Origin of the sequence: Novosphingopyxis sp. YJ-S2-01, assembly GCF_016093175.1 — a bacterium.
Lineage (GTDB): Bacteria > Pseudomonadota > Alphaproteobacteria > Sphingomonadales > Sphingomonadaceae > Novosphingopyxis > Novosphingopyxis iocasae.
This window is the reverse complement of the sequence record NZ_JAEDAI010000001.1, coordinates 615061-635310: the sequence shown is the minus strand read 5'-3', so window position 1 is coordinate 635310 and position 20250 is coordinate 615061. Positions and strand designations below refer to the sequence as shown.

The 20250-nt window shown below is 61.0% G+C and carries 25 protein-coding genes and 1 tRNA gene; 14 read left to right on the top strand and 12 right to left on the bottom strand.

Annotated elements, in window-relative coordinates; all coding sequences use genetic code 11:
• Positions 1 to 702, bottom strand: a complete 702-nt coding sequence (gene ftsE, locus I6A82_RS03050; RefSeq protein ID WP_442945050.1) for a cell division ATP-binding protein FtsE — start codon at positions 700 to 702, stop codon at positions 1 to 3.
• Between the two features lie 136 nt (positions 703 to 838).
• Here ftsE and I6A82_RS03045 point away from each other — a divergent pair, with 136 nt between their 5' ends.
• Both I6A82_RS03045 and I6A82_RS03040 read left to right on the top strand, forming a co-directional pair.
• Complete coding sequence (locus I6A82_RS03045; protein ID WP_198093677.1) at positions 839 to 1564, top strand: zinc-ribbon domain-containing protein; 726 nt, start codon at positions 839 to 841, stop codon at positions 1562 to 1564.
• A gap of 113 nt (positions 1565 to 1677) precedes the next feature.
• Positions 1678 to 1764: transfer RNA gene (locus I6A82_RS03040), tRNA-Leu, on the top strand.
• 72 nt (positions 1765 to 1836) lie between these two features.
• On the opposite strand, the gene I6A82_RS03035 is transcribed toward I6A82_RS03040, so the two are convergent.
• The 6 genes from I6A82_RS03035 to I6A82_RS03010 are packed head-to-tail and all read right to left on the bottom strand — an operon-like array spanning position 1837 to position 7546.
• The gene (locus I6A82_RS03035; protein WP_198093676.1) at positions 1837 to 2742 is read right to left on the bottom strand and encodes a ParB/RepB/Spo0J family partition protein; all 906 of its coding nucleotides are present in this window, start codon (positions 2740 to 2742) and stop codon (positions 1837 to 1839) included.
• Entirely contained in the window at positions 2739 to 3515 is a 777-nt protein-coding gene (locus I6A82_RS03030) for a ParA family protein (protein WP_198093675.1), read from the bottom strand. The genes I6A82_RS03035 and I6A82_RS03030 overlap by 4 nt, the downstream gene beginning before the upstream one ends.
• Positions 3512 to 4120 carry a 16S rRNA (guanine(527)-N(7))-methyltransferase RsmG gene (gene rsmG, locus I6A82_RS03025; protein ID WP_198093674.1) on the bottom strand — a complete coding sequence of 203 codons (609 nt, stop codon included), beginning with the start codon at positions 4118 to 4120 and terminating at the stop codon, positions 3512 to 3514. Before rsmG ends, I6A82_RS03030 begins: the two co-directional genes overlap by 4 nt.
• Complete coding sequence (gene mnmG / locus I6A82_RS03020; protein ID WP_198093673.1) at positions 4117 to 5928, bottom strand: tRNA uridine-5-carboxymethylaminomethyl(34) synthesis enzyme MnmG; 1812 nt, start codon at positions 5926 to 5928, stop codon at positions 4117 to 4119. The genes rsmG and mnmG overlap by 4 nt, the downstream gene beginning before the upstream one ends.
• Before the next feature lie 59 nt (positions 5929 to 5987).
• Entirely contained in the window at positions 5988 to 7262 is a 1275-nt protein-coding gene (gene mnmE, locus I6A82_RS03015; protein WP_198093672.1) for a tRNA uridine-5-carboxymethylaminomethyl(34) synthesis GTPase MnmE, read from the bottom strand.
• Between the two features lie 14 nt (positions 7263 to 7276).
• On the bottom strand, positions 7277 to 7546 hold the full coding sequence (locus I6A82_RS03010) for a DUF6489 family protein (RefSeq protein WP_198093671.1): 270 nt from the start codon (positions 7544 to 7546) through the stop codon (positions 7277 to 7279).
• A gap of 110 nt (positions 7547 to 7656) precedes the next feature.
• On the opposite strand from I6A82_RS03010, the gene I6A82_RS03005 reads away from it, so the two are divergent.
• A complete protein-coding gene (locus I6A82_RS03005; protein WP_198093670.1) occupies positions 7657 to 8355 on the top strand; it encodes a dienelactone hydrolase family protein in 699 nt (232 codons plus the stop codon).
• A gap of 106 nt (positions 8356 to 8461) precedes the next feature.
• On the opposite strand, the gene I6A82_RS03000 is transcribed toward I6A82_RS03005, so the two are convergent.
• From I6A82_RS03000 to hemE, 4 genes are all read right to left on the bottom strand, one after another.
• Positions 8462 to 9172, bottom strand: coding sequence for a YjbE family putative metal transport protein (locus I6A82_RS03000; protein ID WP_198093669.1), 711 nt, complete (start codon positions 9170 to 9172; stop codon positions 8462 to 8464).
• 96 nt (positions 9173 to 9268) lie between these two features.
• On the bottom strand, positions 9269 to 10525 hold the full coding sequence (gene rho / locus I6A82_RS02995) for a transcription termination factor Rho (protein WP_187334970.1): 1257 nt from the start codon (positions 10523 to 10525) through the stop codon (positions 9269 to 9271).
• A gap of 198 nt (positions 10526 to 10723) precedes the next feature.
• A complete protein-coding gene (locus I6A82_RS02990) occupies positions 10724 to 11164 on the bottom strand; it encodes a CopD family protein (protein ID WP_187334971.1) in 441 nt (146 codons plus the stop codon).
• Between the two features lie 9 nt (positions 11165 to 11173).
• Positions 11174 to 12223 carry a uroporphyrinogen decarboxylase gene (gene hemE / locus I6A82_RS02985; protein WP_198093668.1) on the bottom strand — a complete coding sequence of 350 codons (1050 nt, stop codon included), beginning with the start codon at positions 12221 to 12223 and terminating at the stop codon, positions 11174 to 11176.
• Between the two features lie 298 nt (positions 12224 to 12521).
• Between hemE and I6A82_RS02980 the strand changes: the two genes are divergently transcribed.
• The 11 genes from I6A82_RS02980 to I6A82_RS02930 all read left to right on the top strand — a co-directional run bounded on the left by I6A82_RS02980 (position 12522) and on the right by I6A82_RS02930 (position 19587).
• Complete coding sequence (locus I6A82_RS02980; RefSeq protein WP_187334973.1) at positions 12522 to 13361, top strand: pyruvate, water dikinase regulatory protein; 840 nt, start codon at positions 12522 to 12524, stop codon at positions 13359 to 13361.
• A gap of 13 nt (positions 13362 to 13374) precedes the next feature.
• Positions 13375 to 13968: a Maf family protein gene (locus I6A82_RS02975; protein ID WP_198093667.1), complete on the top strand. Its 594-nt coding sequence runs from the start codon at positions 13375 to 13377 to the stop codon at positions 13966 to 13968.
• Positions 13965 to 14789: a shikimate dehydrogenase family protein gene (locus I6A82_RS02970; protein WP_198093666.1), complete on the top strand. Its 825-nt coding sequence runs from the start codon at positions 13965 to 13967 to the stop codon at positions 14787 to 14789. The genes I6A82_RS02975 and I6A82_RS02970 overlap by 4 nt, the downstream gene beginning before the upstream one ends.
• On the top strand, positions 14786 to 15400 hold the full coding sequence (coaE, locus tag I6A82_RS02965) for a dephospho-CoA kinase (RefSeq protein ID WP_198093665.1): 615 nt from the start codon (positions 14786 to 14788) through the stop codon (positions 15398 to 15400). Before I6A82_RS02970 ends, coaE begins: the two co-directional genes overlap by 4 nt.
• 27 nt (positions 15401 to 15427) lie before the next feature.
• On the top strand, positions 15428 to 16132 hold the full coding sequence (gene dnaQ / locus I6A82_RS02960; RefSeq protein ID WP_198093664.1) for a DNA polymerase III subunit epsilon: 705 nt from the start codon (positions 15428 to 15430) through the stop codon (positions 16130 to 16132).
• Positions 16133 to 16182: 50 nt separating this feature from the next.
• Positions 16183 to 16752: a ribosome hibernation-promoting factor, HPF/YfiA family gene (hpf, locus tag I6A82_RS02955; protein ID WP_198093663.1), complete on the top strand. Its 570-nt coding sequence runs from the start codon at positions 16183 to 16185 to the stop codon at positions 16750 to 16752.
• A 92-nt stretch (positions 16753 to 16844) separates the two neighbouring features.
• A complete protein-coding gene (locus I6A82_RS02950) occupies positions 16845 to 17315 on the top strand; it encodes a PTS sugar transporter subunit IIA (RefSeq protein WP_198093662.1) in 471 nt (156 codons plus the stop codon).
• A complete protein-coding gene (locus I6A82_RS02945) occupies positions 17296 to 17775 on the top strand; it encodes a PaaI family thioesterase (protein ID WP_198093661.1) in 480 nt (159 codons plus the stop codon). The genes I6A82_RS02950 and I6A82_RS02945 overlap by 20 nt, the downstream gene beginning before the upstream one ends.
• Positions 17772 to 18116: a DUF1491 family protein gene (locus I6A82_RS02940; RefSeq protein ID WP_198093660.1), complete on the top strand. Its 345-nt coding sequence runs from the start codon at positions 17772 to 17774 to the stop codon at positions 18114 to 18116. The genes I6A82_RS02945 and I6A82_RS02940 overlap by 4 nt, the downstream gene beginning before the upstream one ends.
• A gap of 176 nt (positions 18117 to 18292) precedes the next feature.
• Positions 18293 to 19018: a cell wall hydrolase gene (locus tag I6A82_RS02935; protein WP_198093659.1), complete on the top strand. Its 726-nt coding sequence runs from the start codon at positions 18293 to 18295 to the stop codon at positions 19016 to 19018.
• An 80-nt stretch (positions 19019 to 19098) separates the two neighbouring features.
• The gene (locus I6A82_RS02930; protein ID WP_187334981.1) at positions 19099 to 19587 is read left to right on the top strand and encodes an MmcB family DNA repair protein; all 489 of its coding nucleotides are present in this window, start codon (positions 19099 to 19101) and stop codon (positions 19585 to 19587) included.
• 39 nt (positions 19588 to 19626) lie between these two features.
• Here I6A82_RS02930 and I6A82_RS02925 read toward each other — a convergent pair whose 3' ends face one another.
• Complete coding sequence (locus I6A82_RS02925) at positions 19627 to 20250, bottom strand: ankyrin repeat domain-containing protein (RefSeq protein ID WP_198093658.1); 624 nt, start codon at positions 20248 to 20250, stop codon at positions 19627 to 19629.

Here is a 20250-nt window from a genome sequence, read left to right as displayed (position 1 = left end):
TCAGGCGCCCAGGACGAGCGGCTGGGGGGGATGGCGCAGACTGCCCGTCGGATCGGAAAGTCGCCCACGATCAAGCTTCATCATCTGCGCGCCGCTCACCTTTCCGATGAGGTGAAGATCATGCGTTGCCACCACCACCGTCGTGCCGAGCTTGTTGAGCGCGCTGAACAATTTTAGCAGGCGCACGGCAAGGTCGGGATCGACATTGCCCGTCGGCTCGTCCGCGACGAGAATCTCCGGACGACCGATCACCGCGCGCGCGATGGCAACCCGCTGCTGTTCGCCGCCCGAGAGCGTGGCAGGCCGCGCACTCGATCGATCGGTCAGGCCGATCCAGTCCAGCATTTCCTTGACCGGCCCGGCCAGCTCCTGTTCCGGCACGCCCGCGACCCGCAGCGGCAACGCGATATTGTCGAATGCGGAAAGGTGCGGCACCAGCCGAAAATCCTGGAATACCACACCGATGCGGCGGCGAAATCCTGGCAGTCGGGCACGCGGCATCGTCACCGCGTCCTCGCCGAACAATCTGATGATCCCCCGGCTCGGCCGCTGCGACAAGTATAGCAGCTTCAAAAGTGACGTCTTGCCGGCACCCGATGCTCCGGTGAGAAAATAGAAGCTACCGGGGAAAAGCGTGAAGCTGATATCGGACAGCGTCTCGGCACCGGTGCCGTAGCGCAGGCCGACATTCTGAAATTCCACCACATGCTCCATCGCAGCTTCCGCGATGGCAAATGCTTGCGCGAACGTAAAGCAGGACGTTAGGACGGCGTCATGGAGGAAGGCACAGTGCTTCGCCGCTTGCGCTTGATTCGCCGCTGATGTTTATGGGCTTCCGATGCTCCTGACCTGTCCCAATTGCCGCACGCGTTACGTCGTGCCTGATGCCGCTGTCGGTCCGACGGGGCGGCAAGTGCGCTGCGCCTCCTGCAAGCATAGCTGGTTCCAGCAGGCACCGGAGCCGGAACCGACCGAAAAGAGCGCGGCTTCCGAAGGCAACGCTGCCCCGGTCGAAGCGCCCAGCGCGCCGTCTTCACGCGTTCCAATCGAGGAGCCTTCACCGCCGCCGATCACCCCGCCGCGCTATGAGCGGCAGGACGCGCCCCGTCGCAGCAGCTTCGCGCACGAGCCCCCGTTTCGCCCGCGGCGTAATCCGGCGAAGATGTGGACCATTGCCGCAGCGCTTTTCGCCTTGATGATCGTGATCGGGGCTCTTGGGATATGGCAATCGGGCGTCTTGGACGGCGGGGTGTCTTTCGCCGCAGAGCAGCCTGCGCTGGAGATCGTGCTGGACAAGCAGCAGGATCGGCAGACGCTGACCGACGGGACCGAGTATTTCGCAGCCAGCGGCACCATCGTGAACAGCAGCGCCATCGAACAGAGGGTCCCGCCCCTGCTGGTGGTGCTGAAGGATTCGCAGGGGCGCGCGGTCTATAGCTGGACGATGAAGCCGCCGGTCCGGTCCTTGGCGCCGGGCGGAAAGGCAGAGTTCAACGAGGCAAAACTCGATGTACCGCGCGCAGCGACCGAACTGGAAATCGGCTGGGCCAGCGAAGCGAGCTGAGTGCAGCGACGGACCGTCGGTGCCAATCAGATTATTGCGCTACAAATGCGAGTTATTGCGTTGCGCCGGCCATACCCCTTTGCTAATGGCACCGGCCTACCTGCAAACGGCGTGCGGTCGTGGCGGAATTGGTAGACGCGCAACGTTGAGGTCGTTGTGGCCGAAAGGCCGTGGAAGTTCGAGTCTTCTCGACCGCACCATTTTCAGAAATCAAAGCAGAAAACTGGTCGTTTCCGGAAACGGCCTGGACCGGTTTTGACTATTCCACAGTGTCAGAGATCGCCGCCGCTCAGGCGCTGGCAGAGCATGTCGAGCTGATCGAGGCTGGCATAGGGAATTGTCATCCGGCCGGTCTCGCCCTCGCTGTGAATAGCGATATCCAGACCAAGCAGGTCGCTTAATTGCGTTTCCAATGCCATGATATCCGGATCGTTCGAGCGCTTGGTGCTGCCTGATTTTGTGCGGGGTTGAGCGGATCCGCCGTCGCGGCTGTTGCGGACCAGACGCTCGACATCACGAACAGTCAGGCCTTCCTTCTCCGTCCGCAGTGCAAGCGCCTCGGCCTCGTCGTGCCCGATCAAAGCGCGCGCATGGCCCATCTGCAGCCGCTCCTCCAGAATCATCTCCCGTACGGACTGCGGCAGATCCAGCAGACGCATCAGGTTAGCTACATGGCTGCGTGATTTATCAACGAGCGCTGCGACAGCTTTCTGGCTGTGACCGAACTCTTCCGTCAGCCGGTGATAGGCTTCCGCCTCTTCCACCGGGTTCAAATCCTCGCGCTGAACATTTTCGATCAGCGCAATCTCAAGCGCTTCGCTGTCCTCGAAATCGCGGACGATCACCGGGACCTCGTGAAGAGCCGCACGCTGTGCTGCGCGCCAACGGCGCTCGCCAGCGATAATCTGATAGCCGCTTCCGCGCGGAGTCGGCCGCACCACAATCGGTTGAATGATCCCGCGCTGTCTTATGCTCGCTGCGAGCTCGTCCAGCGCGGCCTGCGCGAAGTGGCGACGGGGCTGATCCGGATGCGGCGTGAGAGAGGCGGTCGGCAGCGTACGGATCGCGGCCGGGCTCGCGTCTTCGCTATCCTCACTTGGTCGCCCGCGTACCGCATCGCCCAGAAGACTGTCGAGCCCGCGGCCCAAACCACGTTTCCGGTCACGCGTGGCACTCATGCGGCAATTTCCTCTTTCGGCAGGCGATCGATCAACTCGCGTGCTAGGTCGATATAGGCGGCTGATCCAGCGCAGCGATGGTCGTAAATCAGTGCAGGGACACCGTGGCTAGGTGCCTCGGAGAGTCGTACATTCCGTGGAATCACGGTGTCGAAAACGATTGGCCCGAGCACCGAACGAACGTCATCCGACACCTGCTCGGTCAGACGATTGCGACGGTCATACATGGTGAGCGCCACACCGATTACCGACAGCGCATCGTTGAAGCGCGTGCGAACCCGCTCCACGGTCTGGAGCAATTGGCTGAGCCCCTCCAGCGCAAAAAATTCGCACTGCAAGGGCACCAGCACGGAGTCGGATGCGACAAGCGCATTGACTGTCAGGAGGCCTAGCGACGGTGGGCAATCGATCAGGCAAACATCATACTGAGCCGAACCGGCCAGCGCATTTCTTAGCGCATGGGAGCGGTCGTCACGGCTGACGAGTTCTATCTCGGCTCCTGACAGGTCGACAGTTGCCGGAATGAGGGAGAGGCCGGGCACATCGCTGGCGACGATACAGTCGTTCAGAGTCCCCTCACCTAGCAGCAGATCATAGCTGGTCCAGTCTCGCTGAGAACTCTGCAAGCCCAATCCAGTGGACGCATTTCCCTGTGGATCAAGATCGACCAGCAGCACGCGCGAGCCTGTTGCGGCGAGCGCGGTGGCAAGATTGATCGCCGTAGTGGTTTTACCCACGCCGCCTTTCTGATTTGCGATCGCGATCGTAATCATGGGGTGCCTTTCCCTACCAAAATGACAGCCCTTTCATCGGTCACGCTAGGTTCCACGTGGAACATCGAACGATGGCGTTTCGGAAGCTCTGATAGTTCGATAGCACCTTTGGCGCCACGGGGCAGTACCCAACGCGTGCTACGCGCGGCGAATGGCGTCGCCATTGCGATTAATGCCGGAAGCGGCGCAAAAGCGCGGGCTGTAATAGCATCGGCCGTGAAAGCGGATAGCGAGCGAACATTAGAGCAATGAACGCGCACGTTCTCCAAGTTCAACACCTCACTGGTTTCGAGAAGAAAATCACACCGTTTGCGTCGCGACTCCACTAAATGAAGCGTCCAGCCCGGCCGCGCGATGGCGAGAACCAGGCCGGGCAAACCCGGTCCTGAGCCAAGGTCCAAGATGTCAGCACTTTCATCCCGGGGCAGATGGGAGATCAGTTGAAGACTGTCTTCAATATGGCGGTTCCAGACGTCATCGACAGATGAACGCGAAATGAGATTCTGCCGCTCATTTTCCTGCAACAGCAGCTCGACATAAGCCCCAAGTTTCGCATGTGTTTCACGTGGAACCTCAATCGCAGCATCACTCGGCTCCTGCGTCACGACGCAAGCTCGACACGGCGACTCGCGACCAAGATGGCCGATAGCGCAGCCGGCGTTACACCGCGAATGCGCGATGCGGCTGCCAACGTTGCTGGCCGCGACGCTTCCAAGCGCTCGACCATTTCATTAGAGAGACCCGCGATCTTGCTGAAGGTGAGCGTATCGGGAATGGCCATATCTTGGCTTGCGCGCAAATCCCGAAGCTCCGCCTCCTGGCGTGCAAGATAGGGTTCGTACCGGATATCTTCGGTAATTGAGTCGAGCAGCAATTCATCCTCATTTGGCAGGAAGTCCCGCGCGTGCATTCCCGGCCGTCTCAATAGCTCTCGGACGGAAACCCGATTTCCAGGATCCGAGTTGGGGTTCGGAAGTGCATCCAGCGCGTCATTCAATCGTGCCTTTTGTGCACAGGCTTGTTCTACCCAGAGCCTGCGGTTGGTATTGATACAGCCGACAGAAAGACCAAGTTGCGTCAGCCGTTCCCATGCATTATCAGCCCGCAGCCGAAGACGATATTCGGCGCGCGCCGTCAGCATCCGATAGGGTTCGGTCACACCTTGCAGGATGAGATCATCGACCATCACCCCGATATAGCTATCTGATCGCGCGAACTCTGGAGCGTCCTTCCCCCCCGCGCGGCTTGCAGCCGCAATACCCGCTACCAGACCCTGCGCCGCTGCCTCCTCATATCCAGTGGTCCCGTTGATCTGACCCGCGCAATATAAACCGGGGATCGCCCGAACCTGCAGGCCATGGTCTAGCGCGCGCGGATCGATGTGATCGTACTCAACAGCGTAGCCGGCCACGGCGATCTCGGCCTGTTCCAGTCCTCCTATGCTCCGGATCATCCGCGACTGGATATCGACCGGCAGCGACGTGCTGATCCCGTTCGGATAGACCATGTGATCGTCCAGCCCTTCCGGCTCCAAGAAGATCTGATGGCCGTCGCGGTCTCCGAAGCGATGAATTTTGTCTTCGATTGATGGACAGTATCGCGGACCGGCGCCGGCGATATCGCCGCCGAATAGGGGAGAGCGATCAAGTCCGCTCCGGATGATGTCGTGCGTGAGCGTGTTTGTTCTCGTTATTGCGCAAAACGATTGAGGCAGGCGTCGCTTCGGGCTCAACGGCGACATCTTCCATAGCTCGTCGTCGCTTTCCTGACGCTCCAACGCCGCCCAGTTGATGGTTCGTCCATCAAGCCGTGGAGGCGTGCCGGTCTTCAGACGAGCGAGCGGAAGAGCGGCGTCGCGCAATTGCTCGGCAAGGCGGTGCGCTGCCCCCTCCCCAATCCGGCCGCCCTCAAATCGCTCTTCGCCACGAAACAACCTTCCGCCCAGAAAGGTGCCAGTGGCAAGCACAACCGCGGCGCTATAAAGCTCTGTACCTTCCGCTAGCGTGACACCCCGAATCGATCCGGCACCGAGGCGCAGGGCAGCCGCCTCGCCCTCTATAATAGACAGACCCGGTAAACTGGCCAATGCTGAGCGGATCGCTCGCCCAAAGAGGCGACGATCGGCCTGCACGCGCGGACCGCGTACAGCTGCGCCCTTGCTCCGGTTCAACATCCTATAATGGATCGCCGCGGCATCGGCAGCTCTTGCGATCAGCCCGTCCAGCGCGTCGACCTCCCGCACCAGATGACCTTTTCCTAATCCGCCGATGGCCGGATTGCAGGACATTGCCCCGATTTTCGTAGCGTCTAGCGTTACCAAGCCGACAGTACAGCCCATCCGCGCAGCGGCAGCAGCGGCTTCACAACCGGCATGGCCGCCGCCAACCACAATCACGTCGAATTTTTTGGTCATAGAGCCTGTTTAAACAAAGCTGCTGGCTCGGTCAAAAAGCGGTTGTTTCACGTGGAACATTATTTCCCGATGCAGAAACCGCTGAAAATACGATCCAGCATGTCTTCAGTGTTCGTTCGGCCCGTAAGCCGGTCAAATGCCAGACGCGCGTGCCGAAGCTCTTCGGCTTGCATCAGCGGATCAGCGAGCCGGGTAGCCGTTTCGAAGGCAATAGCGGCGTCCTGTAACGCCGCACGCTGCCTCGCATTCAAGGCGAATTGGTTTTCACTTGGTACCAAAGAACGCCCGCGGTGAACCAACAGCGCGATAAGTTCATCGACACCCTCCCGCGTGTGCGCAGACACGCGTAAAACATCGATGGACTTCACCCCCCCGACATCGGACTTGGCAGCAATTTCGATCAGCGCTGCGTGAGCGGGTCCCTCCCCTTCCTCGCCCAACCACAACAGGATGTCAGCACGATCAAACGTTGATCGTGCGCGCTCAATCCCTATCGATTCGATACGATTGGCTGTCGACTCACGAAGACCAGCAGTATCACTCAGCAGGAACGCGAGACCACCAAACGCCACGGGCACTTCGATGACATCACGGGTCGTCCCTGCCTCGTCCGATACTATCGCCGCCTCGCGCGATACCAGCGCGTTGAGCAGACTTGATTTCCCGCTATTGGGCGGACCGGCGAGGACGACCCGGATACCGTCACGCAGGCGTTCCGCAGGCGGAGCGTCTAACGTATCCCTTATTTCGGCTGCCAGCCGACCGGCATCTACCAACTCGGCCGATGAGCCGCTCACATCATCTTCGTCCGAAAAATCCAGATCCGCTTCGACCATAGCCGATAGCAACAGCAAGCGTTCTCGCCAGGCATCGACAAGCCTCCCGAAGCGACTGCTGGCCATGTCGATAGCCGCCCGGCGCTGCCATTCGGTTTCCGCCGACAGGAGATCGGACAAGGCTTCTGCCTGGCCGAGATCGATCCGCCCGTTCGCAAAAGCGCGCCGTGTGAACTCACCAGCCTCCGCAGGTCGCAATCCCTCGATCGAGCCCAACGCCTCTAGCACCGCATTCACCACAGCGCGGCCCCCGTGCAGATGCAACTCCGCCAGGTCCTCGCCCGTGGCTGACCTTGGGCCGGGAAAGATCGTGACCAGCGACTGATCCAGAATAGCGCCATCCGGCCCCGCCAACTGCCGGTAGGTCAGCTGCCTCGACTTGATCTCATCCCCCGCCAGCAGGCTGAGCGCGTGCGATGCCTGCGGCCCGCTTATCCGAATGACGGCAATGCCAGCCGGCGGCGCTCCGCTAGATAGTGCAAAGATTGTATCCATCACTGGCTGAGCGGGCGTCAGCTATCCCTAGGCTTGCTTGAACTTTTGCCACCAGTCACTGCAGACGTGGCCGCGCCTTCCATGAAGTTCTGAAACAGTTTCAGACCCATTTGACCCATCGGAGCCATCTGCTTCGCGAATGTTTCCAGCTGTTCCAGATTCGTCGCGCCCTTCATCGCCTGAGCGACGTTATCGACGTAGATTTCATTGGCCTTGGTCACATCGGGCAGTCCCATGAATCGCCGAGCCTCTTCGGGCGTGCAATTGATCTCGATGTTCATCTTCATGGCGCTCGGCCTCCTTCGGCTTTGATCGGAACGGCGTTGGACGCCGCACGTTGCTGATGGAGTCAAGATAGCGACGGGTGGGCCGTCCGCAATGATCAGGAGAATCCCCTATGACAGCACTGCGCAGCATCGATACGCTCGACGGCGAGAACAGCTTCAATTGCTATGTTGCCGAGCCGGAAGGCGAAGTGAAGGCTGCGATCGTGGTCATCCAGGAGATTTTCGGCGTAAACGCCGGAATTCGTCGCAAAGCGGACAAGCTCGCGGAAGCTGGCTATCTCGCGCTCGCACCGGATTTGTTCTGGCAATTAGAACGCGGGATCGAGCTCGATCCGGATATCGAAGGTGAGATGCAGGAAGCGCTCGATCTGATGGGCAAGTTCGATCAGGATGAAGGCGTTCGCGATATTGAAGCAACGATCAAGTTCGCTCGCAGCGAATTTGGTGCCAAGAAGGTCGGCGCGGTGGGATACTGCCTCGGGGGCCGCCTTGCCTATATGACCGCGGCACGCACGGATAGCGACGCCACCGTTGGCTATTATGCCGTCGGAGTCGATGAACTTCTGGGGGAGAAAGAGGCTATCTCCAACCCGTTGATCCTGCATATCCCGGAGGAAGACGGCTTCGTAGACAAGGAAACACAGGCTAAAATGCATGAGGGCCTGGACGATCATCCGAAGGTCACGCTGTACGACTATCCGGGCATGGACCACGGTTTTGCGACCGAATTCGGCAAACGCCGCGATGAGGAAAACGCAGATCTGGCCGACAAGCGCACGATGGATTTTTTCGCCGAACATCTCGGCTGACCCATCAGTCCCAATTTTACCCCGCAATGGGCAAAATAAATGGCCGACAGTGCAATGCGCTGTCGGCCATCTTTTTGTGTCCTGCAAATAGCTGAAAACCGAAATCTCAGGTGAAGAGAGAGAGCAATCCAATCGTCTCGCCGCCGCCCACCAGGCCTTCGTAGATCATCTTGCCGGCCACGTAGACGATCACCAAAAGGCCCAGATAGCCCAGCCAGCGGTGCCGCTCGATATATTTGGCAATGATGTTGGCCGCTAGGCCCATCAGGATCACGGAAAGGATCAGGCCGACTACCAGAATGCCCGGATGCTCGCGCGCGGCACCGGCCACCGCAAGCACATTATCGAGGCTCATGGACACGTCGGCAACGGCCACCGCCCATGCAGCCGCGGCGAAGCTCTTGACGGGTTTGACGCCTACTTCCTCGCCGGCAGCACTGCCGCCTTCGCGAAGTTCACGATAGAATTTCCACGCCACCCACAGAAGCAGCAGGCCGCCCGCGAAGACGAGGCCGACAATACCGAGCAGCCAGGTGACGACCAGCGCGAAAATTATGCGCAGCACCAGCGCTGCGCCGATACCGATCAGGATCACCTTCTTCCGATCCGCGGCGGGCAATCCGGCGGCCAGTGCACCAACCACGATGGCGTTGTCACCGGCAAGCAACAGATCGATCGCCAGCACCTGCCCGAACGCGGCGAGCTGCGAAGGCTCGGTAATGTTCGAGAAGTCGCTGACGATATGTTGCCAGATTTCGGACGGCGAACCCATCCCTGCGGATGCGGCAGCCTGGGCGAAGAGAAGCAAGTCGATCATGTGCTCACCATAGAGTTACGGCGGATCCGGTGAAGACCGAATCCGCCGATGAATGTGCTTTTCCGGGGCCGATCCGGGCGGGTTGCCCGAACCGCCCTACTGATTCATCGAGTCGAAGAAATCCTCGTTCGACTTGGAATCCTTCATCTTGTCGAGCAGGAACTCCATCGCATCGATCGTGCCCATCTGCATGAGGATGCGGCGCAGCACCCACATCTTGGACAGCACGTCCTTCTCGACCAGCAGCTCTTCCTTCCGGGTGCCGGACTTGCCCACGTCCAGCGCAGGGAAGATGCGCTTGTCGGCCACCTTGCGGTCGAGAACAATTTCGCTGTTGCCGGTGCCCTTGAACTCTTCGAAGATCACCTCGTCCATTCGGCTGCCGGTATCGATCAGCGCGGTGGCGATGATGGAGAGCGAGCCGCCCTCCTCGATATTGCGCGCGGCGCCGAAGAAGCGCTTGGGGCGCTGCAGGGCGTTCGCATCGACACCGCCGGTCAGCACCTTGCCCGAGCTCGGCACCACCGTATTGTACGCGCGGCCGAGGCGCGTGATGGAGTCTAGCAGGATCACCACATCCTTCTTGTGCTCGACCAGGCGCTTGGCCTTCTCGATCACCATCTCGGCGACCTGCACATGGCGGTTGGCCGGTTCGTCGAAGGTAGAACTGATCACCTCGCCGTTCACCGAGCGCTGCATGTCGGTGACTTCCTCGGGCCGCTCGTCGATCAGCAGCACGAGCAGGTACACTTCGGGATGGTTGTCCGTGATCGCTTTGGCGATGTTCTGCAGCAAAACGGTTTTACCCGTGCGCGGCGGCGCCACGATCAGCGCGCGCTGGCCCTTGCCCTGCGGCGAGATGATGTCGATCACACGCGCGCTCTTGTCCTTCACCGTCGGATCGACATTGTCGAGCGTCAGCTTGCTGTCGGGATAGAGCGGCGTGAGGTTGTCGAAGTTCACCCGGTGACGCACCGCGTCGGGATCGTCGAAATTGACCTTCATCACCTTGGTAAGCGCGAAATAGCGTTCCCCGTCGCGGGGCGCGCGGATTTCACCCTCTACGGTGTCGCCGGTGCGCAAACCGAACTGGCGCACCATATTGGGCGAGACGTAGATGTCGTCCGGTCCGGCAAGATAGTTCGCCTCCGGACTGCGCAGGAAGCCGAACCCGTCGGGAAGAACTTCGATCGTGCCTAGCCCCAGGATTTCCTCACCATCGTCCGCGCATTCCTTGAGGATGGCGAACATCAGGTCCTGTTTGCGCAGCGTGCTGGCGCCCTCGACGCCCATTTCCTCGGCCATCGAAACCAGTTCGGCGGGCGCGGTGTCCTTAAGTTCCTGAAGATGCATATGAAAATCCATTCCCGGCACGATGCGGGACGTTGTTGATGCTGGAAAATTGCGGGCGCTGGGATCGGCAGGAAGGCCGTGCGCACGAATGAGGAGGCCCGGACGGGCCGTTCGCGACCGATTTACGGCGCGCCGCGAGGGCTGTCAATCGCAGCTGTGGCGAATAGTCCGCATGGCAGCCGACCCCCCGCTACGCTGCTAGAAAGGTTTCACCACCACCAGAACAACGATGATCGCAATAGCGATCGCAGGCACTTCGTTCAGAAGGCGCAGCGCCTTACCGGTCAACGGGCGTTCGCCGCGCGCCAGCTTCTTGCCGTAAGCGATGAGATAGCCGTGATAGCCCGACAGGCCGAGCACGAGCAGGACTTTGGCGCCGAACCAGCCCATCGACCAAGCCTGGATCGTGACCGCCAGGGTGATCCCCAGAATCCAGACCAGGATCATTGACGGGTTGAGGATGATCTTGATCAGCTTGCGCTCGCGGTCGGCGAATTTCTCGGCCTCTTCAGAGCCCGGTGCGGCCTCCTGATGATAAACGTACAGCCGCGGCAGCATGAACAGCCCGGCCATCCAGAAAATCACGAAAATGATGTGGGCTGCCTTCAGCCAGAGATAGAGCACCGAGAGCGTTTCCATTTCGTCCGTTTAGGCGTTTCGGCCAAGCATCCCAAGCAATTTCCGGACATGATCGACCGGCGTATCGGGCAGGATGCCGTGGCCCAGATTGAAGATATGCGGGCGATCGGGGAAAGCATCGCGGATCGCGGACACCGCCTGCTCCAGCTCCGTTCCACCGGCGATCAGCGCCAGCGGATCGAGATTGCCCTGCACTGGCAGGCCCTTCGGCAGGACATCATTTGCCCAGACCGGATCGACCGTTTCGTCCAGGCCCAGCGCATCGACGCCCGTCCCTTCCGCATAAGCGGCAAGCTTTCCACCGGCGCCCTTGGGAAAGCCGATGATCGGCGTATCGGGATGGCGCGCGCGCACGCCTTCGACGATCGCACGGTTCGGCGCGATTACCCAGCGATCGAACTGCGCAGGACTGAGCGATCCGGCCCAGCTATCGAACAGCTGCACCGCATCCGCGCCCGCCTCGATCTGGCCGCTCAGATATTCAATGCTGACTTCGACCAGCCGATCGATCAGCGCACCGAAGCGCTCCGGCTCGCCATAGGCCATGCGCCGCGCAGTCGCTTGATCACGGCTCCCCTCGCCCGCCACCATATAGGTCGCGACCGTCCAGGGGCTGCCTGCGAAGCCCAGCATGGTGACGTCAGCGGGCAGTTCCGCCTTCACCCGGCGCACGGTCTCATAGATCGGATCGAAGCGCGTGAAATCGGGCGTCAGTTCGGCGAAGTCATGCTCGGCCAGGATCGGCGAAAGACGCGGGCCCTCTCCCTTCACGAACTGCAGGTCCTGCCCCAGCGCGTGGGGAATGATCAATATATCGGAAAACAGGATCGCCCCGTTGAACCCGAAGCGACGGATCGGCTGCAAGGTCACTTCGGCAGCCGCCTCGCTATCGTAGACCAGATCGAGAAATCCGCCCTTCTCGGCCCGCAGCGCGCGATATTCCGAGAGATAGCGTCCGGCCTGCCGCATGAGCCAGACTGGCGGTGGATCCCGGCGTTCCCCGCGCAGGACAGCGAGCAGAGGCTTGTCGGTCGCAGGCTGTTCGGTTCCGCCGGTCATGGGCTTCCTAAATCCTTATATATTTAAAAGAGAGATTGTTGATGGGAGTTGGGCCGTGGACAAGCGCCGTACTAGGTCCATCCACCGCCTTTGCCAACAGATTGACTCCCACCGCCGCGCGACTCTGCAATGGATTCGCGAAGCCCTGTGCGCCTTATCAACAGGCTGCGGAAACAAAAGCCAGGCTGTGGATGATTGCTGGGCGAATCGATTGAGGCTTGCGGCTTTGTCCGCAGGCCAGATACTCCCCGGCGCTATCCCTTGATTTATCCACTGGCTCCCAACAAAGCTGTGCCGCATGGACCGCTTCCACCTGCATCTGCTTTCCGACTCCACCGGCGAAACGCTCGACAATATCGTGAAGGCCGCTCTGGCCCAGTTCGATGAAGTCGACGTCGTGAAGCATTTCTGGCCGATGGTGCGGTCCGATGTGCATCTGGAACGCATTCTGGACGATGTTGCCGAAAATCCCGGCATGGTACTGTTCACGCTCGTCAATTCCGAAACGCGGCGCAAGCTGGAAAACCGCTGCCGTGCGCTGGGACTTCCGGCGGTGCCCGCGCTCGATGCGGTCACCGATGCATTGTCCGACATGTTCGGGCAGGAGGCCAAGGCACGGCCCGGACGCCAGCACAGCCTGGATGCCGCCTATTTCGCGCGGGTCGAGGCCATCCAGTTCACCATCGCGCATGATGACGGGCTGCTGCAGGAAGGCTGGGAGGAAGCGGACATCATCCTTGCCGGCGTGTCGCGGACCTCGAAAACGCCGACCAGCATCTATCTCGCCAATCGCGGGTTCAAGACGGCGAACATCCCGATCGTGGTGGAATCGCCGCCGCCCGAAACGCTCTATCAGCTGCGCAATCCGCTGATCGTGGGACTCACCACCAGCGCGGACCGCTTGGTGCAGATCCGCCGCAACCGCCTTCTGTCGCTCAACCAGGCGCCAGAAACCGATTATGTGGAAGGGGACAAGGTGCAGGCCGAGGTGAAGTTTGCGCGGCGCATCTTCGCCGATCGCGGCTGGCCAGTGATCGACGTGACGCGCCGCTCGATCGAGGAAACCGCCGCAGCCATCATCAATCTCGCGAACGACCGCGAGCTGTCCGGCCGCAAGCGCCAAGGAAATATCATATGACGTGGACTATCATATGAGCGGCATCGTCCTGGCCTCGGGCAGCGCAATCCGGCGGCAGATGCTGGAGGCGGCGGGCGTTCCGTTCGAGGTGAAGCCTGCGCGAGTCGATGAAGACGCTTTGAAAGAGGCGCTCGCCGATTTGAAGCCGCGCGACCAGGCTGATGCGCTGGCCGAAGCCAAGGCGCTCCGCGGATCGCAAGCTTCACCGGATCAACTGGTGCTGGGTGCGGATTCGATGCTGGAGCTGGCAAGCGGCGTACGGCTGGACAAGCCGGAGAGCCCGCAGGCTGCGCGCGAGCAGCTTGCCGCTATGTCCGGAGGGACGCACCGTCTGCACAGCGCCGCGGTGATGGTGGAGGGCGGCAAGCCCATCTGGCGGCACGTGGAAACCGCGAAGCTGCATGTGCGTGCGCTCTCGCCCGAATTCATCCACTCCTATGTCGACGCAGAGTGGGACGCGATCCGGCACACCAGCGGCTGCTTCGAATATGAGGGGAAGGGCGCACAGCTGTTCACCCGCGTCGAGGGCAGCCATTTCGCGATCCTTGGCCTGCCGCTCCTCCCGCTCCTCCAGTTTCTTCGCGATCGGAAAGTCATGCCGTCATGAAAGCCATTACCGGCCAGCCTTATGCCGAGGTGATCGGCGATCCGGTAGCGCACAGCAAATCACCGATGATCCACCGCTTCTGGCTCAAGAAGTTGGGGATCGATGCGGACTATCGCACAGCGCATGTGAAGCCGGACGAACTGGCGGATTATTTCGCCGATCGCGCCTCCGATCCGGACTGGATGGGCTGCAACGTCACGATCCCGCACAAGGTGGCCGCGCTCGATCATGTCGCCGATCCGGGCGGCGTGCGGGAGAGTATCGGCGCGATCAACACCGTGTTTCGCAGCGAAGACGGCCAGCTTACCGGCACCAATACCGATGCGGCAGGCTTCTGGGCGCCCATTTCAGAGCGGAATTGGAGCGGACGCCATGCCGTCGTCGTCGGCTCGGGCGGCGCGGCCCGCGCGGTGCTGTTCGCGCTCGCCAAGGGTGGGATCGGCGAAGTGACCATGGTCGCCCGCAGCGGCTTGAAAGCCATGGGCCTTCTCGCCCATTTCGGCCTGAAAGGCGGCGTGCAGGATTTCGACGCCAAGCTGCCGCCCGCACATTTGCTGGTGAACGCCAGTCCGCTCGGCATGGCCGGGCAGGAAGCGTTGGAGCTGAATCTCGATCCGCTGAAGCGCGGCGCGCTGGTTTATGATCTGGTCTATAAGCCGGTCGAGACCGCCCTCCTACGGCAGGCGGCGGACCGCGATCTTGAAACGGTGGACGGCCTGTCCATGCTGGTGGCGCAGGCCGCCTTCGCCTTTGAACTGTTCTTCGGGCAGCCTGCGCCGGAAGAAGGCCAAGACGCCCTGTTCGAAAAGCTGGGCGCGTGAGCGCAGCGCAAAAGGTGCAGCCGCTGGTGATCGGCCTCACCGGGTCGATCGGCATGGGCAAATCTACCGTTGCCGCGATGTTTGCCGAAGCCGGTGTTCCCGTGTTCGATGCTGACGCCGTCGTGCGCGAATTGCAGGGACCGGGCGGCGCGCTCGTTCCGCTGATCGAGGCGGCCTTCCCCGGCAGCACCGGCGAAGGCGGCGTAAAGCGGGATGATCTTGGCGCGAAGGTGTTTGGCAAGCCGGATGAACTGGCGCGGCTAGAATCGATCGTTCACCCTGTCGTCGCGAACCGCCGCCTCGCCTTTTCGGAGGAGCATCGCGATGCACCGTTGATCCTGTTCGATATTCCGCTCCTGTTCGAAAAGGGCGGGACCGAAGGTGTCGATGTTGTTGTTGTTGTCAGCGCGCCCGCCAAGGTGCAGCGAGAACGCGTTCTGGCGCGGCCGGGCATGACGGAAGAGAAGTTCGAACATATTCTCGGCGTCCAGCTGGACGATGCCGCCAAGCGCGCCCGTGCGGACCATGTGATCGACACTGGAACGACGCTGGAGGAAACACGCGCGCAGGTAAACGAGCTGGTCGCGAACATGCGTGCCTCCCTTGCCTGATTCGGCGAAAAGGCCGATATGATAAGTATGCGCGAAATCGTCTTCGATACCGAAACCACCGGCACCGATCATGAAAATGGGGACCGGATGGTCGAGATCGGCTGTATCGAGATGATCGACCGGGTGATGACCGGCCGGACCTATCACTGCTATTTCAATCCCGAACGGGCGATGGATCCGGGCGCCGAACGTGTTCACGGCCTTGGCGATGCGTTTCTGAAGGACAAGCCGCGCTTCAACGAAAAGGCGCTGGAGCTTCTGGACTTCATTGGTGACGACAAGCTTGTCGCGCACAACGCCATGTTCGATTTCGGCTTCCTCAATATGGAACTCGATCGGTGCGGTCAGCCCACCGTCGATTATGCGCGGATGGTCGATACGCTGGCGATTGCGCGCAAAAAGCATCCCGGGGCGAAGGCTTCGCTCGATGCCCTTTGCAGCCGCTACGGGATCGATCGGTCCCACCGCGTCAAGCATGGCGCGCTGCTGGATGCCGAACTGCTGGCACAGCTTTATATTGAGCTGACCGGTGGGCGGCAGATCGGTCTGGGCCTGGCGGCGGATGCGGACGATGCGGCTGCCACATCGCGCACTGCGCCCAGCCTGCTGCCCACCGGGCCGATGCGCCCGCCGCGCCACCATGCGCCGACGGAGGCCGAGCTTGCGCGCCATCAGGCTTTCGTCGCGGGCATCGAAGGCTCGCTTTGGAGCAGTGGCCGCGCGCGCGTCTGAACCCTTCGGCTTCCGGGCCGTTGAGCGACAACCAGAAGGAGAAAAATCCCATGAAGATTCAGGTTTCGGGCCATCAGGTCGATACGGGTGAGGCTCTGCGCGAGCATGTCGAGACCAAGATGACGGCGCTTTCCGAAAAATATTTTCCCGAAACCATTTCGGGTCAGGCCACTTTTGGCCGCGGCCCGCATGACGGCTTCAGCTGCGATATCGTGACCCATGTGATGCAGGGCCTCTGGCTCAATGCATCGGCCAATGCGCAGGACGCGCACCAGGCGTTCGACGCCTCGCTCAACAAGATCGAAAAGCAGCTGCGCCGCTATAAGCGCCGCTTGAACGATCGTCATAGCCAGGCCGCACAGGCGCTGAAGGAAGAAGAGGCCGGCTATACGGTGTTCGATTCCGAAGCTGAGGCGGACGAAGTGGCCGACGCACCGCCGATTATTGCAGAGTTGCGTGCCAATATTCCCGAAGTTTCGGTCTCCGACGCGGTCATGGTGCTCAACATGCGCGATACGCCTGCCCTATTGTTCAAAAATTCTGGAACAGGGCGGCATAATATGGTCTATCGCCGCAACGACGGCACGATCGGATGGGTAGAGCCTCAGACCGCATCCTGAATTTCCGTCACCGCCCACGGCCGACAACGCGTCCGTGGGCGGGAACGACTAGAACAATTCGACGCACCGCGTTGGGGTGCGGAGCCTAATCCATGAATATTCAACTCAGCTGCGGCTTGCGCGAAGACGCGGTGATGTCACGAGCCTCGATCGCTAGCAAACATGCGTTGTTCGAATTGCTGTCGCAGCAAGCAGGCGCGGCTTACGGGCTGGATGTGGAACAGTTGCGCGCCGCGCTCGAACAGCGCGAGAGCCTCGGGTCGACCGGATTTGGATCGGGCGTTGCCATCCCGCATGCGCGCCTCGCGGGACTGGACGAGCCACTGGGTCTTTTTGTGCGGCTGGATAAGGCGCTGGATTATGCCAGCATCGACGATCGGCCCGTCGATCTGATCTTCTGTCTCGTCTCGCCTGCGGGGGACGGAGCGCGGCATCTGCGCGTGCTCGCCGAAGTATCTCGCGCCATGCGGAGCGAGTCGAACCAGGAACGGTTGCGCGGCGCGGCCGATGCCGCGGCGATCTTTTCGCTGTTATCGGGGCTCTATGAGTTCGACGCCGCCTGAGCCGCCCCCCACCGGAAGTGGAGAGGAAGCGCATTTCCGCGCGCTTGAGTCGCTCTATCGGGCGGCACCGATCAACCGCCTGTTCGAATCGGATATTGCGATTACCGGCCCCGGCCAGTGCGATATCGTTTTCGATGTCGACGAACGCTATTTCCATGCCGCGGGCGCGGTGCATGGATCATCCTATTTCAAGATGCTCGACGATGCCGCCTTTTATGCGGTGAACAGCTTGGTGACCGACCGTTTCGTGCTCACCACCGCCTTCAACCTGCTCTTTACGAAGCCGATCAAACCGGGGCGCCTGCGCGCAAGCGGTCGCTGGCTGAGCGGTCGCAAGCGTGTCTATGTTGCCGAAGCGACACTGATCGATGGCGATGGCGAAGAAGCGGGGCGTGGCACCGGCACCTTCATGCGATCGCACATTCCGCTCGCGGGATTGCCCGGTTACAAGAGCGCATGAGCGAACCGCGCGTCGCCGCCAAGGTACAGGTCGACGCGATTCGACGGCTTTGCGAGCGAGAAGGCGGGTTCGCGATGGTGCTGTCGCGCGGCGATCCTGTCGCCGGAGACATCCTCATCATCTCTCGTGAAAGAGGCGGATCGCCTGCGCTCATCCGGCGCGCGCTGCGATGGGACGGACCGCCGAGCTGGCGGGAGACCGAAACGCAACTGTTTGAAAACGAACAGAAATTGACGGTATTTCTCGACCAGAAGCGAGCAGTTGATCCGGATCTTTGGTTAATAGATCTGGATATCCCGGACTCGGAACGGTTCATCGCGCTTCTGCACGACTTCGTTTGACTCCGGAAACAACCACGCTAAATGCGCCCCCCATAACGAGCGCAAGTGGCCAATGGTTCCGTCTGGGGGGACGAGAATCGGCAAACACGCGAGACGGAAGATCGTCCCGAGCAGATTGGGTTAGCGTTTTTTAGGTTTCTGCTCAGCGGGCATCTGCCGCTTAACAAGCGAATGCAATGTTCCATTATCTGAAAGCTGCGGCTGCCGCGGCTCTTTTTGTTTTGGCTCTCACTGCCATCACGCTGACCGATGTCAGCTCTGCTTTCGCTGCTGAAGAGCAGCAACAAAACATTCTGGACGCCGGTGAAATCCGGATCGATCCGGCGGTACTGGCCGAACTGAAGGCCAATGAAGCGGCTGTCGATGCCGCCGTTGCGGCGGAAGATGATACCGCCCAGCCCAATGATGAAAACATCGTCTTCGTAAGCAATCCGGTGATCATGCCGTTGCCCGAGCGCTCTGCTCCGAAGGCCCCCGATTTCAGCGAAGCAACCTCGCTCGCCCAGCTTGTCGATATGCAGGACAGCAGCGCCGATCTCGATGCCGAGCAGCGCTGCCTGGCCGGAACCATCTATTTCGAATCGAAGGGCGAATCGCTGGAAGGCCAGCTGGCCGTTGCCAAGGTGGTGCTCAATCGCACTGCTTCTTCGCGCTGGCCGAATTCGATCTGCGGTGTTGTCTACCAGAAAAGCCAGTTCAGCTTCGTGCGCGGCGGAAAGATGCCCCGGATCGCAAAATCCAGCCGGGCCTGGAAGCGCGCCAAGGCCATCGCCAAGATCGCGCTGGACGATAGCTGGCAGACCGATGTGGACGATGCCCTGTTCTTCCACGCCAATTATGTGAAGCCCGGTTGGCGCCTGACGCGCATCGGAGCGGTGGACCGGCACATCTTCTACCGCTGAACGAGCGCATGACAGACGGATGATAAGGGCCCCGCTTTTGGGGCCTTTATTATGTTCCCGTCCTGTTCTAGTCTCCGACCATGCTCGATATCGCTACCCAACCCGATCTCTGCGGTGCCGCCGCCGTCACCCGTGGCCTTCGCCGCATGTTCGCGAGGCACCAGATTTTTCTGCTTCCCGAGGTGTCCTTGCGCAACGGCCGACGTGCGGACCTGATGGGCATCGATGCCAAGGGGCAGCTGATCATCGTGGAGATCAAATGCTCGCGCGCCGATCTGCTCGGCGATCAGAAGTGGCGCGACTATCTGGAATTTTGTGACCGGTTCTACTGGGCGGTGCCGCCGGAGATGGACGACAAGTTGCTGGAGCGTGAGGTTCTGGAGCCAGAGCGCACGGGCCTGATCGTCGCAGATGCGTATGACGCGGCGATTGTGCGTCCGGCGGTCAGCACGCCGCTGGCGGCGGCGCGGCGCAAGACCGAATGCCAGCGGCTGGCGCGTATCGCCATGCGGCGGCACACCATGCTGTGCGATCCGGAAGTGGGCTGGGGGCCGGAGCCATCCGATTGAGACAGCTGTCCGGTCAGCATAACCAAGTCTGCCGCAGACTTATTTGATGCCGGAGAAGTCCAGTTCGCCTTTGCTTTCCGGCTCGGCGGCGGGCTTGTTCTGCAAAAGATCGACCAGATCACTCGAACGCCGGTCCAGCTTGGCGTAATCGAGTGCCGAGCGACCGCTGGCATGATCCGTAATGTTCGGATTGGCACCGTTCTTCATCAGCAGCCGGATAGCCTCGCTGTCGCGCAGCTGGACGGCCCGGATAAGCGGTGTCTCTCCGGCGCGATTCGCTTCGTCCACCTTGCCGCCATATTTCAGCAGCAGCTCCATCCCGTCCAGATAACCCAGCTGCGTCGCCAGCATCAGCGGCGTGTCACCATTGCGATCGCCGATATTGGGATCCGCCTTATTGGCGAGCAGGAAGGTGATCCAGGTGGAATCGCGCCGTTCGACCACCATATGCATGGCGGTCTTGCCATCGCTGGAGCGCTGCGCGTTCACCACCCTGTTGGACGGCGTCTGCAGCATCGACGTCGCCTTGGTGCCGTCCCGATCCTCCACTGCCTTCAAAAAGGTATAGGCAGGGGAGACCTGTTGGGCTTCCGCCGATGCGAACGGCGTGGGTAGCGGCGCGAAAGCGGCTGCGACCAGGGCGGCAGGGATGATAAGGCGCAT